This is a genomic window from Deltaproteobacteria bacterium GWC2_65_14 (assembly GCA_001797615.1).
Lineage (GTDB): Bacteria > Desulfobacterota > Deferrimicrobia > Deferrimicrobiales > Deferrimicrobiaceae > GWC2-65-14.
Genome location: MGPV01000049.1, coordinates 44779 through 60036, shown reverse-complemented (window position 1 = coordinate 60036; position 15258 = coordinate 44779). Strand labels below are relative to the sequence as shown.

14 protein-coding genes are annotated in these 15258 nt (G+C 65.9%); all 14 read left to right on the top strand.

The features are described from left to right. Positions 1–345: amino acid-binding protein (locus A2X88_09390; protein ID OGP33618.1), on the top strand; the 345-nt coding region annotated here is incomplete at its 5' end. A gap of 3 nt (positions 346–348) precedes the next feature. Further along, positions 349–1290, top strand: coding sequence for a 2-dehydropantoate 2-reductase (locus A2X88_09385; protein ID OGP33617.1), 942 nt, complete (start codon positions 349–351; stop codon positions 1288–1290). Positions 1291–1385: 95 nt separating this feature from the next. Beyond that, complete coding sequence (locus tag A2X88_09380) at positions 1386–3710, top strand: aldehyde ferredoxin oxidoreductase (protein ID OGP33625.1); 2325 nt, start codon at positions 1386–1388, stop codon at positions 3708–3710. A gap of 22 nt (positions 3711–3732) precedes the next feature. After that, positions 3733–5604, top strand: a complete 1872-nt coding sequence (locus A2X88_09375) for a feruloyl-CoA synthase (GenBank protein OGP33616.1) — start codon at positions 3733–3735, stop codon at positions 5602–5604. After that, positions 5601–6809, top strand: a complete 1209-nt coding sequence (locus A2X88_09370; protein ID OGP33615.1) for an amino acid ABC transporter substrate-binding protein — start codon at positions 5601–5603, stop codon at positions 6807–6809. The genes A2X88_09375 and A2X88_09370 overlap by 4 nt, the downstream gene beginning before the upstream one ends. A gap of 10 nt (positions 6810–6819) precedes the next feature. After that, positions 6820–7716, top strand: coding sequence for an ABC transporter permease (locus A2X88_09365; protein ID OGP33614.1), 897 nt, complete (start codon positions 6820–6822; stop codon positions 7714–7716). 7 nt (positions 7717–7723) lie between these two features. Next, on the top strand, positions 7724–8653 hold the full coding sequence (locus tag A2X88_09360; GenBank protein ID OGP33613.1) for an ABC transporter permease: 930 nt from the start codon (positions 7724–7726) through the stop codon (positions 8651–8653). Continuing rightward, positions 8646–9383 carry an ABC transporter ATP-binding protein gene (locus A2X88_09355; protein ID OGP33612.1) on the top strand — a complete coding sequence of 246 codons (738 nt, stop codon included), beginning with the start codon at positions 8646–8648 and terminating at the stop codon, positions 9381–9383. The genes A2X88_09360 and A2X88_09355 overlap by 8 nt, the downstream gene beginning before the upstream one ends. Then, positions 9380–10072 (top strand): ABC transporter ATP-binding protein, encoded by a 693-nt coding sequence (locus tag A2X88_09350; protein ID OGP33611.1) that lies wholly within the window; start codon positions 9380–9382, stop codon positions 10070–10072. The genes A2X88_09355 and A2X88_09350 overlap by 4 nt, the downstream gene beginning before the upstream one ends. Positions 10073–10113: 41 nt before the next feature. Then, on the top strand, positions 10114–11049 hold the full coding sequence (locus A2X88_09345) for a hypothetical protein (GenBank protein OGP33610.1): 936 nt from the start codon (positions 10114–10116) through the stop codon (positions 11047–11049). Positions 11050–11188: 139 nt separating this feature from the next. Beyond that, positions 11189–12457, top strand: coding sequence for an ABC transporter substrate-binding protein (locus A2X88_09340; GenBank protein ID OGP33609.1), 1269 nt, complete (start codon positions 11189–11191; stop codon positions 12455–12457). Between the two features lie 164 nt (positions 12458–12621). Next, entirely contained in the window at positions 12622–13488 is an 867-nt protein-coding gene (locus A2X88_09335; protein ID OGP33608.1) for a branched-chain amino acid ABC transporter permease, read from the top strand. After that, a complete protein-coding gene (locus tag A2X88_09330; protein ID OGP33607.1) occupies positions 13485–14501 on the top strand; it encodes an ABC transporter permease in 1017 nt (338 codons plus the stop codon). The genes A2X88_09335 and A2X88_09330 overlap by 4 nt, the downstream gene beginning before the upstream one ends. After that, positions 14498–15256, top strand: a complete 759-nt coding sequence (locus A2X88_09325; protein OGP33606.1) for an ABC transporter ATP-binding protein — start codon at positions 14498–14500, stop codon at positions 15254–15256. Before A2X88_09330 ends, A2X88_09325 begins: the two co-directional genes overlap by 4 nt. Positions 15257–15258 lie beyond the last annotated feature (2 nt).

Below are 15258 nucleotides of genomic sequence, written 5' to 3'. Positions count from 1 at the left end.
CTCTGCATCAGCGACACCTCCGACTTCGGGGTCCTTCGCATCCTCGTGTCGGACGTCGCCCGGGCCCGCCGGGTGGTCATGGAAAAGCAGCTCCCGGCCCGGATCGACGACGTCGTCGCCGCGGAGATCGACGACGTTCCCGGCAGCCTGGCCAGGGTGCTCAAGCCGTTCAAGGAGAGCCGGGTGAACGTCGAGTACATGTACGCCCTTGCCGGGGGGACCTCCGGGAAGGCGGTGATGGTCTTCCGGTTCAGCGACAACGACCGCGCGATCGAGATCCTGAAGCGGAACCACGTCAGGCTGCTCAGCGCCGACGACTTCGGGATCCTCGAGAATCCGGGGTAGCCGATGGCAAAACGACGCTACAGGCCGAAGAAGTTCGCGGTCATCGGAGCCGGGCCGGTCGGCAACGTCATCGCCGCGTTTCTCTCGAAGGGGGGGTGCGAGGTCACCCTGTGCGACATCGTACCGTCGCTCCTTGCGCCGGCGCGCGATCCCGGGATCCGGATCGAGGGGACCGACATCCTGAAGGCGAAGGTGGCCCGGACGACCCCCCGGATCGAGGAGATCCTCGACGATCCTCCCGACGTGATCCTCGTCGCCGTCAAGGCGACGGCGCTCCCGCTGATCGCCTCCGCCCTCGAGGGGTACCCGGGGGAGGGGCGGTACGTGATCAGCTGGCAGAACGGCATCGACACCGAACGGGTCCTCGCGCACCACCTGGGGCCGGAGCATGTCCTGCGGGCGGTCGTGAATTTCGGGTGCGTTCCGATCGCTCCGGGCCACGTCCGGCTCGCCTTCCACCATCGCCCCCACGTTCTCCAGGAGCTCGACCCCGGGGCGCGCAAGGCCGCCGTCGCGATCTGCGAGGTCCTCACCCGGTGCGGGCTCGACACCGTCCACACCGGGCAGATCCTGAGCATGGTCTGGCGGAAGGCGGTCATGAACGCCTGCATGAACCCGATCTGCGCGATCACCGGCAAGACGATGGCCGAGGTCATCAGCGACCCGATCCTCTTCACCCTGGTCGACTCCCTGATCAAGGAGGGGATCGCCGTGGCCCGGGCGAACGAGATCTTCCTCGGCCCGGACTTCTACCCCTACTGCGTCGGCTACATCCGGAGCGCGGGGCACCACAAGCCGTCCATGCGCCAGGATATCGAGGCGGGACGGAGGACCGAGATCGACTACATCAACGGCAAGATCATCGAGTACGGAGCGCAGGCCGGGATCGCCACCCCCTTCAACACGATGGTCCGGGGGCTGGTCAAGGCGCTCGAGCCGCGCTGATCCGCCGGCGCCGCCGGACGACGCCCCGCTTCTTTCGGCGCGCCGGGGGCGATACAATGGAACGGTTCGCGGAACGGGAGGTCGTCGAAGGGGTCATGGACATCCGGGAAAAGGTGGAGCGGCTGTCGGGCCGGATGCACGACCGTCCCCGGTACCCGACGCAGGGGGCCGTGCTCTTCGTCGACCTGGAGCGCCGGGAGCATCGCTCCGGGTACCTCCCCCGGGAGGTCTTCCGCACCTTCCTCGGCGGCCGCGGCGGGAACATGTTCCTCCTCTACAACCTGCTGCCGGACGGGCGGGAGGCGCTGGACCCCGGAGTTCCCCTGATCTTCGGCAGCGGGGTCCTCACCGGGACGGTTCCCACCGCCGCGCGGGGGAACGTCAGCAGCATCGCCCCGGACAGCGACGCATTCCTCGACAGCAACTGCGGGGATGGCTTTCCCACCTTCCTCAAGCTGCACGGTTACGATCACCTGGTCCTCTACGGGCGCTCCGCGGGGTGGACCCTCCTCGAGATCTCGGAGGAACGGGTCCGCTTCCACGACGCCGCCTCCTACCTCGGCATGGACAACATCGACCTCGTCCGGGCCGTCGAGCGCGACTTCACCTGCACCGAGCGCAAGGACATGGCGTTGGCCAGGATCACCCGGGCCGGGGAAAACCTGGTCCTCTGCTCCGGAATCATGGGGGGACCCAAGGCGATCTACGCCCGCGGGGGCACGGGGGCGAAGATGGGCTCCCTCCGGCTCAAGGCGGTCATGATCCGGGGGCGCTGCACACATCCCGACCTCTCGCAGGCCTTCAAGGAGAACAACCGGGAGTTCGCCCGGAAGGTCCTGTCGGCCAGCGCGGTCAAGCATGCGCTGAAAAAAGTCGGGACCCCCTTCCTCTACAAGCCGAGCCGGATCCTGGGGGCCATCGCGGTCAGGAACAACCAGGAGACGGTCTGGGACGACTCCCTGGACGCGGGCAATCTCGACCCCTACCGCACCGGCATGGACAGCTGCCTGAAATGTCCCGTCCGGTGCCGCCCCCTGAACGACATGACCCCCGAGGGGGTAGGGGGGTGGGGAGCCAGCGCGCTCAAGGGAGTGGCCGGGAACGCCCCCTATGACGAGAGCCAGGCGGACCGGGAGCATCGGCGGGAGAAGAACTACCGGGGGATCCGGGGCGACGGCTCCTTCGACCGGCACGACAAGGGGGAGGGCCCCGACTACGTCACCCTGGGGAAGATGGGCCCGATGGTCGGGCTCCGGGAGCCCGAGCAGGTCCTGCGGCTGAACAACATCCTGAACGACCTGGGGCTCGACTCGGCCAGCACCGGAAGCGCCATCGCCTGGGCCATGGAGCTGTACCAGCGGGGGATCCTCTCCCGGGAGGACACCGGGGGGCTCGAGCTGACCTGGGGCAACTACGAGGTGATCGAGAAGCTGCTCTTCCTGACGGCCCGTCGGGAAGGGTTCGGCGACGTCATTGCCGACTCCTCCCGGGCGGTGGAGCGGGGGAGATATCCTCGGGAGGCCCTCCGCTACCGGATGGCCGTCAAGGGGCTCTTCCAGACCGACCCGCACGACTCGAGGATCCTCAAGGGCTTCGCCCTCGGCGTCGCCGTCTCCACGCGGGGGATGGATCACCTCCGGAACCGTCCCACCCTCGAGATCAACGCCCGGATCAACGACGACCCGGAGTTCAAGAGAGCCCTCTACGGCGGATCCGTGTCGCCGGAGCCGAACCGCTACGACGGGAAGGAGCATGCGGTCCGGGCCTGCGAGAACACCTTCGCGGTGGGGGACGCCGTCGGCGTCTGCCGCTTCGCGACCAAGCTCTTCAACTCCCCCTCCACCGCCGGGTGCGAGGAGTTCGCCCTGCAGGTCAGGGAGCTGACCGGGGAGGAGTTCACCCCGGAGCAGCTCGACGGGATCGGCCGCAACATCACCGGGATCGAGCGTCTCCTCAACGCGCGCCTGGGGCTGACCGAGAAGGACGACACCCTCCCGGACCGCTGGTTCGAGGAGGAGATCCGGGGAGGGCCCTTCTCCGGGGAGAAGATCGACCGGGCCCGGTTCGCGCAGCTCAAGGCCCGCTATTACGCCCTCCTCGGGCTCAACGGCGCGGGAGTCCCGTCGCTTGCGTGGCACCGCCGCCTCGCGGAGGTGACCACCGGATTCGCCGTCGAAGTCGCCCTCCCCGACGACATCCCGGGAGCCCCGGAGGGAGCGGTCATCGTGGACGAGCCGGTGAGGAGCGCCGCGGAACTGCGGGAGGCGCTGAACCGGCGGCTCCCCCACGCGGCAAAGAAACTCGAGGACCGTTCCCTGGTCGTTTCGGTGAACGGCGGACTGATCCTTTCGAACGAGCAGGACGCTCCCGTCCGAAACGGCGACCAGGTCGTCGTGATGCGGATCCTTTCGGGAGGATGAGACCGGGGAGGGGGGGAAGGCCGTGAACCGGGCCGGATTCGCGCCGATCGACTTCGCGCCGGCGAGGGTCGATGTGGAGACCACCCCGGGAGGGGGCTATCTTCTCCGCTCCCCCGTCCCCCTGGAACCCTGCGATAGAAGCCTGGGGGTTCTCCTGCGCCGTTGGGCGGCGGAGGCGCCCATGAGGACCTTTCTCGGGGAGCGGGAGCCCTCGGGGCAGTGGCGGCTCCAGAGTTACCGGGAGGCCGCCCGCCTCGCCGATTCCGTCGCCCAGGCGCTGATCGACCGGGGGCTGGGCCCGGAGCGTCCCGTGATGATCCTCTCCGGGAACTCCATCGACCATGCGCTGCTCATGCTCGGGGGATTCGTTGCGGGGGTCCCGGTGGTGCCGGTCTCCGTGGCCTATTCGCTGCTGAGCCAGGACTTTGCAAAGCTTCGGGCCATCTTCGGGGATGTGCGGCCCGGGCTGGTCTTCGCCGAGCAGGGCAGGATGTTCGCCAGGGCCCTCGGGGCATTGGACCTTGCCGGGGTGGAGGTGGTCACCCGGGGAGGGGAGGCCGCCGGACTCCGCGCCACCCCCTTTTCCGTCCTGCTGGAACCTCCCGCCACGGATGCGGTGGAGAAGGCGTTCCAGGCGGTGGGCCCCGACTCCGTCGCCAAGGTCCTCTTCACCTCCGGGTCGACCGGCCTCCCCAAGGGGGTGATCAACACCCACGGGATGCTCTGCGCGAACCAGCAGATGCTGGCCCAGGTGTGGCCGTTCACGGAAAAGACCCCGCCGGTCCTGGTCGACTGGCTTCCCTGGAATCACACCTTCGGGGGGAACCACAACTTCAACCTGGTCCTCAAGCGGGGGGGGACCCTCTACATCGACGGCGGAAAGCCGGCCCCCGGCATGGTGGAGCAGACGGTGAGGAACCTGGCCGAGCTCTCCCCGACCATCTACTTCAACGTTCCGGCCGGCTTCTCCATGCTGCTTCCCTTCCTCGAGAGGGACGAGGCGCTGCGCGGCAGCTTCTTCCGCCGGCTGCAGCTGATCTTCTACGCCGGGGCCGCCCTGTCCCAGGATCTGTGGAGGCGCCTGGAGGCGGTCTCCGTGCAGGCGACCGGGAAGCGGGTGCCCATGACCTCCTCCTGGGGATCGACGGAAACCGCTCCGCTGGCCACCTCCGCCCACTTTCTCATCGAGCAGGCGGGGGTCATCGGGCTTCCCTGCCCGGGGGTGATCCTCAAGATGGTGCCCGGAGGAGGGAAGCTGGAGCTGCGGGTCAAGGGGCCGAACGTCACCCCCGGCTACCTGAACCGTCCGGACCTGACCCGGGAGGCGTTCGACGACGAGGAGTTCTACCGGATCGGCGACGCGGGAAGGTTCGTCGACCCGGGCGATCCCACCAAGGGGATCGCCTTCGACGGGCGGGTCGCGGAGGATTTCAAGCTCGACACGGGGACCTGGGTCCACGCGGGGACGCTGCGGCTGGCCGTCATGGCGGCGGCCGCTCCCGCGCTCCAGGATGCCCTGGTGGCCGGCCACGACCGGGCGGAGGTCGGGATCCTCGCCTGGCCGAATCTCCAGGGATGCCGGCAGCTCTGCGGGGACGCCGACGGGACGCTGCCGGTCGAGGCGCTCGTCCGGAGGCGGGAGGTGGTCGATCACCTGCGCAAGGCGCTGGCGGACCACAACGCCCGGCAGGAGGGCTCCGCGGCGAGGGTCGGGCGGCTGCTGCTCATGACCGAGCCGCCCTCGATCGACGCGAACGAGATCACCGACAAGGGATACATCAACCAGAGGGCGGCCCTGGAACGGCGGAAAGGGCTCCTGGAGCGGTTGTACGCGGCGAAGCCGGACCCGGACGTGGTTGTCCTCTACTTCATACCAAATGGGGGGAAGCGATGAGGCGGATCGGATTGTTCCTGGGGGGAGTCGTACTGGCGTGCGTGGTGGCCGCAACGGGATTCGCCGGCGACACGATCAAGGTGGGGATCGTGGACACCTACACCGGGCCGGTGACGACCTACACCAACGACGTGCGGGACGGGTTCCAGATGGCGGTGGACAAGATCAACGCGAAGGGGGGCGTGCTCGGGAAGAAGATCGAGGTGCTGCTGCGCGACGACACCTTCAAGTCGGACGTCGGGCTGACGCTGGCGAAGGAGCTGATCCTCCAGGAGAACGTCGACATCCTCATGGGCACGATCAACAGCGCGACGGCGCTGGCGATCTCCGACCTCGCGAAGAAGGAGAAGGTCCCCTTCCTCGTGACCTTCTCCAAGAGCGGGAAGATCACCGGGGAGAAGGGACACCGCTACGTGTTCGGCATGAACGAGAACACGGACATGATCGGACGGGCCACGGCGACGGTGCTCGCGAAGAAGCCGTACGCCAGGTACTGGATCGCCGGGGACGACTACGAGTACGGGCACGCGATCGCGGAGAGCATCTTCGGCAACCTGAAGAAGCTGAACCCGAAGGTTACGCTTTTGGGAGAAACCTGGTGGAAGATGCGGGAGAGCGACTTTACCCCCTACATCACCCAGATCCTCGCGGCGAAGCCGGATTTCGTGATCGTCGCCACCGGCGGCGGGAGCATGGTGAACTTCCAGAAGGCGGCGCAGTCCACCGGGTTCAACAAGCGGGTCCCCTTCTACCAGCACACCGGGATCGAGCTCTCCACCCTGATGCCGCAGGGGCAGAACGCGCCGGAAGGGGTGTTCGGAACCGCGAACTACCTCTTCTACTACCCGGACACGAAGGAGAACAAGTCCTTCGCGGAGGAGTTCCAGAAGCGGTTCCACCGGCATCCCAAGAGCGGGGCCGTCTACGGGTACATGGCGGCGCAGTTCCTCGAGAAGGCCTATGCGAAGGCCGGGAAGATCGACAAGGAGAAGTTCATCGACGCCCTGGAGGGGATGACGGCAGACAGCCCCATCGGCACCCTGGAGGTGCGGGCCTGCGACCACCAGATCGTGCTGCCGATGTACTTCGGCGTGACCAGGAAATCGCCGAGATACGAGTTTCTCGTCGCGGGCGACATCCTGTCGGTGTCCGGAAAGGACTACATGCCCAGCTGCGAGGAGATCATGAAGGAGCGGGCGAAGTAGTTCCTTCCCGATGCACATGCTGGAGAACCTTCTTTCGGCCGGGACGCTGACGCAGATCCTGGTGGGCTTGAGCCGGACGACGATCCTGTTCATCGTGTCGTCCGGCTTGAGCCTCATCCTGGGAGTGCTCCGGATCCCGAACATCGCGCACGGCTCCCTCTACATGATCGGCGCCTTCTCCGCCTACACGGTGATCCAGTTCCTGGGGGGCGGCACGCTCGCCTTCTGGGCGGCGATGGTCGCCGGGCCGCTGGTCGTGGCGGCCCTGGGGTTTCTCCTGGAGCGGGGATTCTTCTCCTACCTCTACGACCGGGAGCACCTGATGCTCCTGCTGCTCACCTTTTCCTTCACGCTCATCCTCGGCGACCTGGTGAAGATCCTCTGGGGATCGGAGTACCGCTCCATCACCGCGCCCCCGATCTTCCGGGGCTCCGCGGAGGTCTTCGGCCTGCCGATCCCCCAGTACAACCTGTTCCTCCTCCTGGTCGGGCCGGTGATCGCGGTCTTCCTCTGGCTCGTCATCAACCGGACGAGGATCGGGAAGATCGCCCGCGCGGCGGCGGTGGACAGCGAGATGGTCAGCGCCGTCGGAATCGACGTGGGCTGGGTGTTCGCCTTCACCTTCGTGCTCGGCTGCTTTCTGGCGGGGCTGGGGGGGGCGCTCGTCGCTCCCATCGTCAGCATTTCCCTGGGGATGGACCATTCGCTCATCATGGAGGCCTTCCTGATCGTGATCATCGGGGGTCTGGGGAACATCTGGGGGGCCCTGCTGGGCTCGCTGATCTTCGGGCTCACCCAGTCGCTCGGCATCCTGGTCTGGCCGCAGTTCGGGATCGTCTTCCCCTACCTCGCGGTCGTCGTCGTGCTCGTCTTCCGGCCGAAGGGCCTTCTGCGGTCGGCCTGGTGACGGCGCGATGAAGGGGAAACATGCCGCCGCGATCCTCCTGCTGGTCCTGCTCGCCGCCCTGCCGCAGTTCGCCCCCCGGTTCCACGTCTACATCGTCTCGATCCTCCTGCTCACCGGGCTTCTCGCGACCAGTCTCAACCTTGCCATCGGGTACGGCGGCCTCTACCAGTTCCACCACGCCGTGTTCTACGGGATCGGCGCCTACGGGACGGCCCTGATGCTGACGCGGAGCGGGATGCCGGCCGCGCTCGGGTTCCTCGCGGGGCCGCTGCTGGCGGCGCTGCTCTCCCTGGCGATCGGGATCGTCTGCGTGCGCCTCTCGAAGCTCTATTTCGGCATGCTCCAGATCTCCCTGGGATCGCTCGTCTGGGCGACGGTCTACCGGTGGTACTCCTTCACCGGCGGCGACGACGGGATCCACGGCATCCCGCTGCCCGACCTGCTCTCCTCGACAACAGGGGCCTACTATTACACCCTGATCGTGACGGCGGCCAGCCTGTTCGCGCTGTACCGGATCGTCCGCTCCCCCTTCGGGAAGGCGCTGGAGGGGATCCGGGACAACCCGGTCCGGTCGTCGGCCATCGGGATCCACGTGAAGCTGCACCAGCTCGCGGCCCTCGTGATCGCCGGGTTCTTCGGGGGAGTGGCCGGCTCCCTCTTCGTCGTGGTCGACACGTCGGTCTTCCCCGACATGATGTTCTGGACCTACTCCCTCGAGGTGCTGATCATGTGCCTGCTCGGGGGGATGTACACCTTCTTCGGGCCGCTCGTGGGGAGTTCGATCCTGATGCTCCTGCGGACCTACGTCAGCATCCACTTCCAGTACTGGCACCTGTTCCTCGGCATCCTCCTCACGCTGGTGATCATCTTCCTGCCGGAGGGAGTGCTTGGGGCTGTCGTCCGGCGCTTCCGGCGGGCGGAGACCGGTCATGCTTAGGGTGGAATCGGCCGTCAAGTCGTTCGACGGCTTCCGGGCCGTGAACGGTGCGAACCTCGACGTGGAGGCCGGGGAGATCGTGGCGGTCATCGGCCCCAACGGCGCGGGGAAGACGACGCTGTTCCACCTCATCACGGGGCACCTGTCCGCCGACTCGGGCCGGATCCTGTTCCAGGGGCGGGAGATCGGCGGGGTCGCGCCCCATCTCCTCTGCCGGATGGGGATCACCCGGTCCTTCCAGGTCGTGAACATCTTCCCGCGCCTCTCGGTCTTCGAGAACGTGCAGATCGCGGTGCTCGCGCGGGAGCGGAAGACCTTCCGGATCTTCGCCACGGTGCGGGACATGGCGGCGGAGGAGGTGCACGGGATCCTCCGGAACGTCGGACTCTACGAAAAACGGGACGTCGAGAGCGACCTGCTCTCGCACGGGGATCAGAAGGTGCTCGAGATCGCCGTCGCGCTGAGCGGAAAGCCGGAGCTGCTGATCCTCGACGAGCCCACCGCCGGGATGGCGCCGGAGGAGACGAAGCGCTGCATCCACCTCATCCGGAGGCTTTCCGAGGAGCACGGCCTGACGATCCTGTTCTGCGAGCACGACCTCGCGGTCGTCTTCGAGATCGCGAACCGGATCATGGTGATGGTGCGGGGGGGGACCGTGATCCAGGGGAGCTGCGAGGAGGTGCGGCGGAACCGAGAGGTCCAGAGCGCCTACCTCGGGGAGGACGGGTGATGCTGGAGGTCCGGGGGATCCACACCTACTACGGGCTGAGCCACATCCTCTTCGATGTCTCCCTGTCGCTGCGCAGGGGCGAGATCGTCGGGCTGCTCGGGAGGAACGGAGCCGGCAAGACGACCACCATGAAAAGCGTCTGCGGGATGCTCCGGCCGAAGGAGGGGACCATCTTCTTCGACGGGGAGGACGTGACGGGGAAAAAGCCGTTCCAGCTCGTGCGGCGCGGCATCTGCTACGTTCCCGACGACCGGAGGATCTTCGCCGACCTGACCGTCGAGGACAACCTCGGGATCGTCCACCGGCGGACCGGGGAGTGGAGCCGGGAAAAGGTGTACGATCTGTTCCCGCCGCTCCGGGAGATCGCGGGACGAAGGGCGGGGTTCTTGAGCGGCGGCGAGCGGGCGATGCTCGCCGTGGGAAGGGCGCTCATGAGCGACCCGAGGCTGCTCCTGCTGGACGAGCCGACGGAGGGGCTGGCGCCGCTCATCGTGAAGGCGCTCGAGGAGCAGATCCTCCGCCTCAAGGAGGCGGGGATCAGCATCCTGCTCTCGGAACAGAACCTGAAGTCGTCGCTGCGGCTCATCGACCGCGCCTACATCATCGACAACGGCCGGATCCGCTACCATGGGACGGTGAGGGAGCTCACCGACAACGAGGAGATCCGGAAGATGCACCTGATGATCTGAAAGACCGGCGCTTCCGCCGGCGTTCAGGTGCCGACAAGGGGATGAAATTGCCTACAGAACCGTTTACCTATCGCCGCCGCGTCGCATTCGGAGACTGCGATCCGGCGCGGATCTATTATGCCCCGCGGGCGGTCGACTATGCCGTGGAGGCGGTGGAGGCCTGGCACGAGTCGGTTCTGGGGGTCTCCTGGACGGAGTGGATCGAGCGGCACCGGCTCGAGCCGGACTTCACGAGGATCGACTGCGAATATTTCCGGCCGCTGCTTCCCGACCAGGTGGTTCGGGTTCGGGTGTGGGTCGTGGGGAACGGACGGGAAACCCTCACCTTCCTTGCGGCGGGCGAGGACGACTCGGGGAAGCGATGCTTCCGTGTCCGCCTCGAGGGCCGTTTCCTGGAACGGGGGACCGGATCCCCGGCCCCGGTCCCCGCGAAGCACCGGGAACGGATCGAGGAGTACCGGGTCCGGTGCGGCGGAAACGAAGACGCCCTGAGCCGGACAGGGCGAACGGAGGGGATCCCGCCGCGGAAACCGAAGGCCGGCGGGAAGCCGTTCACTCGAATGCGGCGAGTGCTCTACGGCGAGTGCGGCCCCTCCGGGAAGATCTATCCGCCGAAGGTCTTCGAGTACGCGGTCGAGGTCGTCGGCGAATGGTACGAGGAGGTGGCGGGGGTGTCGTGGCTCACGCTGATCGCCGTCCGCGGGCAGGGGGCCCCGTGGGTGTCGGCCGGCTGCGCTTTCCTGGCCCCCATGGTTCCGGGGCAGGAGATCCGGGTGACGGTCCGGGTGACCCGGTTGGGCAGGTCGAGCATCGGCTTCTCGGTCACGGGGGAGGCCGGCGGAGGCGAAGCATGCTTCGAGGCGGAGATGACGGCCTGCCTCATCGACCAGGAGGCCGGGTTCCGCCCGATGCCGGTTCCGGAGGAGATGGCCGAACGGATCCGCGCCTACCGGGCGGCCAGCGGGGACGAAGGGTAAAGGGCCGCCCCGCTTCCCGTATTCGGATCCGGAGGAGATGGAGGAGGGGTCTGTCGGATTCGGCCGGTCCGTTCCCAAAAACGGTTTTATTCTGTTTGTTTGTTATAATGCAGGGGGATACCCAATCAAGGGGGGGGCGATGAGAATGAAATCGTTCAGGATTGTGATGGCGTTATTGCTAGTGCTTTGTCTTGGCGGCCTTTCGGGGATCGCGGCGGCGGCCGAGAAGCCGATCGTCATCGGCGCACCTCTTGCCACGGCGTTCCTGTACGGGTGGGATGCGGAGCGCGGCATCAGGCTGGCCGTCGAGGAGATCAACGCCGCGGGCGGAGTCAACGTGGGCGGGAAGAAGAGGCCTTTCGCGGTCGAGGTCATCGACACGCGCGACCTGGAAGCCGGTGTGCCCGTCACCGAAGCGCTGCTCGCTGTGGAAAAGCTGGTTCTCGAAAAGAACGCGGACTTCCTCATCGGGGGACCGGTCCGTTCCGAGGCGGCCCTCGCGGCGATGGACCTGCTGAGCAAGTACAAGAAGGTCAGCATCCTGACCACCGGCGTCCTGACACCCGCGTATCACAAGAAGGTTGCGGAGAATTACGACAAGTACAAGTACTGCTTTCGGATCACCAGCCATGTGGGAGTGATGGCGAACGAGTTCATGACGCTCTTCGGCGACATCCAGAAAGGCCACGGGTTCAACAAGGTCTACATCATGGTCCAGGATGTAGAGCATGCCCGGAAGGGCGGCGAATTCATGAAAAAAATGCTGACCGAGAAGGGATGGGACGTGGTGGAGATGAAGATCTATCCCACCGGGACCACCGACTATTCGGTCGGACTGAATGAGGCCATAAAGCAGAAGGCGGACATCCTCTTCCTGTGGATGGACATGCCGGAGAGCTCGATCCTGCTCAAGCAGTGGAGCACGTTGAAGGTGAAGGCGCTGCCGATGGGATTCGTGAACGCCGCGGAGCAGCCGGGATTCTGGAAGGCGACCGAGGGAAGGGGGGAATTCCTGATCGTCAACCTGGTGAATGGAGGAAACGCCCCTGCGAAGATCACCCCCTGGACCATGAAATTCGCCGATGCCTATCAAAAGAGATGGGGACTGGAGCCGGAAGGGTACGGGACCTCCTCGAGCTACATGGCCGTGTATACCCTCAAGGAGGCCATCGAAAAGGCCGGCGGCATCGATTCCGACGCGGTCATCACCGCCCTGGAGAACCTGGACCTCATGGGCGTGTACGGCAGGATCAGATTCGACAAGAAGAGCCACCAGGTCATTCCCTCCCTCGATCCGGACGAGGGGGCCGTCACCAGCATCATCCAGTGGCAGGGAGGCAGGAGGGTCCAGGTGTTCCCGCCCAAGACCGCGGAAGGGAAGATCCTGCTTCCTCCGTGGATGAGGTGACGAGGTTCGGGGAGTCCACCCACCCGGTGAACCTGATCCCTGCGGAGAAGGCTCCACCGTAACACTGCGGGGTTCCCGGGCGTTTCCATGCGGCTTGGTCCATGGCACCGTCGAATGGCTGGTGCCAGCGTATCGGCATCCACCACGGGTTTGCGGATGGTGACATGGAGATCCTGCTCTACGGCATCATCAACAGCGTGACGCTCTCGCTGATGGCGCTGGGCTTCACGCTGGTGTACAGCATCAGCAGGCTTCCCAACTTCGCCCACGGGGCGCTCTATATCACGAGCGGCTACCTCGTCTGGCTCTGCGTCAATCCCCTCGGGCTGCACTATGTTCTGAGCATCCTTCTGGGGATCGCCGGCACGTCCATTCTCGGCGCGCTTCTGTACCGCCTGATCATCATCAAGATCCGCGGCATGGAGATCTCGGAAATCATCGCCACCTACGCCATGGGGCTGGCCATCATCGAGGGGCTGCGGTGGGGGGGGCTGCGGGGGTCGACCTTCACGCTCCCCTCCTTCCTTGCCGGCTCCATCACGTTGGGCGGCGTCGTCGTCGACTACCAACGGCTCTTCGTCCTGGGATTCGGAATCGCCGTGTTCGCGACGCTGAGCCTCTTCGTGAAGTTCACGAAGACCGGGCTTGCCCTGAAGGCGATCGCGCAGGACGAGCGGGCGGCGATGATGCTGGGGATCGACTCGGACAGGAACGCGCTGTTCTCCTTCGCCTTCGGGTCGGGGCTGGCCGCCTTCGCGGCGGTGCTGATCCTGCCGCTCGGAAACATCGTCGTGGAGACGGGCTACAACGTGCTGATCTATTCGATCGCGGTCAGCATCATCGGCGGCCTCGGCAGCTGGACCGGCGCGATCCTCGCGTCGTTCCTCATCGGGTTCGCACAGATCCTGACCGAGGTGTTCCTGTCCACCCAGTTCCAGATGGTCATCTCGCTGCTCGCGATCATCGTGACGCTGCTCTTGAAGCCTTCGGGCATGTTCGGGAAACAGAAGGAGCTGGACGACCGGGTATGAGCGACGGCCAGAAGCGGAAGGAGAGGATCGACCGAGGCATCAAGGTCCGGAGCGACGGGATCTACGCCATGTCCTCCCTCCGGGAGATGCTCTATCTCGCGGGCCCGCGGATCCTTCTGATCGCCGGGCTGCTGCTGTTGCCGCTGGCTCTCGGCCTTGCCCCCTACTGGAAGCGGGTGATCAACATCCTGTGCGTCTACGCGTTGCTGGCGATCTCCTTCGACTTCCTGGCCAACTGCGTGGGACTGGTCTGCCTGGGCGGCGCGATGTTCATCGGACTCGGCGGATACTTCGCCGCCGTGTTCAATGTCTACCTGCACCTGCCCGTGGTTCTGTCGATTCCCGCCGCGACGGTCGCGGGGGCGGTGGTGTCGACCCTTTTGATCCTCCCGTGTCTTTCGCTCCGTGGCGTCTACTTCGCCATCGTGACTCTCATGTACCCCCTGCTCTTCACGAGGTTGATCGAGGCGTTCAACATCCTGGGCGGCTCGAACGGCATCACCGGCCTGGACAGCTTTCCCGGCCAGAACCTCGAGAACTACAGCATCATCGGGATCCTCCTGGCGGTGCTCTTCGCCCTGCGAAGGCTGCAGAATGCGGACATCGGGCTGGTCCTGCACGCCGTGAAGGACAACGACCAGTCGGTGCGGGCGGCGGGAATCGACGTGGTCCGGATCGAGGCGCTGGCCGTCTTCATCGCTTCCGGCATCGGCTGTCTCGGCGGCGCCTACCTCGCGCATCTGTACATGTGGGCGGGTGTGTCGCTCTTCGCGCTCGATTTTTCGATCATCCCGATCGCCGCGGTGACGATCGGCGGCGGCGGATCTCTCTTCGGGGCTGTGATGGGAAGCTTCATCCTGGTTCCCCTCTCCGAGTTCCTACGGATGTTCGGGACCTTCCGGATCGTCCTGTACTGCCTGGTCCTCACCGGCTTCATCGTGTTCAAGAGCGAAGGGCTGATGTCCTATTGCACCCGGAAATATCAGCAGTTCGAGCGGTGGAAGGCCGTATGAGCATCCTCTCTGTGGAAGGTCTCGGAAAAGCGTTCGGCGGCTTGAGGGCATTGAGCTCCGTCGACTTTTCGGTCCGGCAGGGAGAGATCTTCGGGATCATCGGGCCGAACGGTTCAGGGAAGACGACCCTGGTGAACTGCATCACGGGGTTTGTCCGGCCCGACGAGGGGAAGGTGTTCTTCCGGGGGCGCGACATCACCCGCTGGCCCGCGCACCGGATCGCCAGGGTGGGGATCGCAAGGACATTCCAGCTCATGCGACCCTTCTACTCCCTGCCGGCCTACAAGAACCTCGTGATCCCGCTCTGGTCGCCCCGTGCGCGGAAGGAGGGCGGCTGGCGAGGCGGGGGAAAGCACGGGGACCGCGACACGGTGGCCGTCGACATCCTCGAGGAGATCGGCTTCGAGCGCGATTCCCGGGTCCCCTACAAGCTGGCGTCGACCCTTCCGACGGGCTACCTGAAGAGGCTGGAGCTGGCCCGCTGCCTGGCCCTGCGGCCCGAGATCATCTTCTGCGACGAGGTCTTTTCCGGGCTGAGCGCGAGCGAGATCGCGAGCTTGATTCCGCTCATCGAGAAGATGAAGATGGAGGGGATCACCCTGGTCATGATCGAGCACAGGCTGCGCGAGCTGTTCCGGGTGGCGGACCGGGTCATGGCCCTGCAGTTCGGCGAGAAGATCGCCGAGGGCCATTTCCGGGAGGTCATCGAAGACCCGCGGGTGAAAGAGGCATACCTGGGAAGCGAGAAGATGTAGCC

Bases quoted from the DNA above. Each gene is read 5' to 3' on its own strand.
- A2X88_09385 (OGP33617.1), top strand. From the start codon at position 349: ATGGCAAAACGACGCTACAGGCCGAAGAAGTTCGCGGTCATCGGAGCC.
- A2X88_09380 (OGP33625.1), top strand. From the start codon at position 1,386: ATGGACATCCGGGAAAAGGTGGAGCGGCTGTCGGGCCGGATGCACGAC.
- A2X88_09370 (OGP33615.1), top strand. From the start codon at position 5,601: ATGAGGCGGATCGGATTGTTCCTGGGGGGAGTCGTACTGGCGTGCGTG.
- A2X88_09365 (OGP33614.1), top strand. From the start codon at position 6,820: ATGCACATGCTGGAGAACCTTCTTTCGGCCGGGACGCTGACGCAGATC.
- A2X88_09360 (OGP33613.1), top strand. From the start codon at position 7,724: ATGAAGGGGAAACATGCCGCCGCGATCCTCCTGCTGGTCCTGCTCGCC.
- A2X88_09355 (OGP33612.1), top strand. From the start codon at position 8,646: ATGCTTAGGGTGGAATCGGCCGTCAAGTCGTTCGACGGCTTCCGGGCC.
- A2X88_09345 (OGP33610.1), top strand. From the start codon at position 10,114: ATGAAATTGCCTACAGAACCGTTTACCTATCGCCGCCGCGTCGCATTC.
- A2X88_09340 (OGP33609.1), top strand. From the start codon at position 11,189: ATGAGAATGAAATCGTTCAGGATTGTGATGGCGTTATTGCTAGTGCTT.
- A2X88_09335 (OGP33608.1), top strand. From the start codon at position 12,622: ATGGAGATCCTGCTCTACGGCATCATCAACAGCGTGACGCTCTCGCTG.
- A2X88_09330 (OGP33607.1), top strand. From the start codon at position 13,485: ATGAGCGACGGCCAGAAGCGGAAGGAGAGGATCGACCGAGGCATCAAG.
- A2X88_09325 (OGP33606.1), top strand. From the start codon at position 14,498: ATGAGCATCCTCTCTGTGGAAGGTCTCGGAAAAGCGTTCGGCGGCTTG.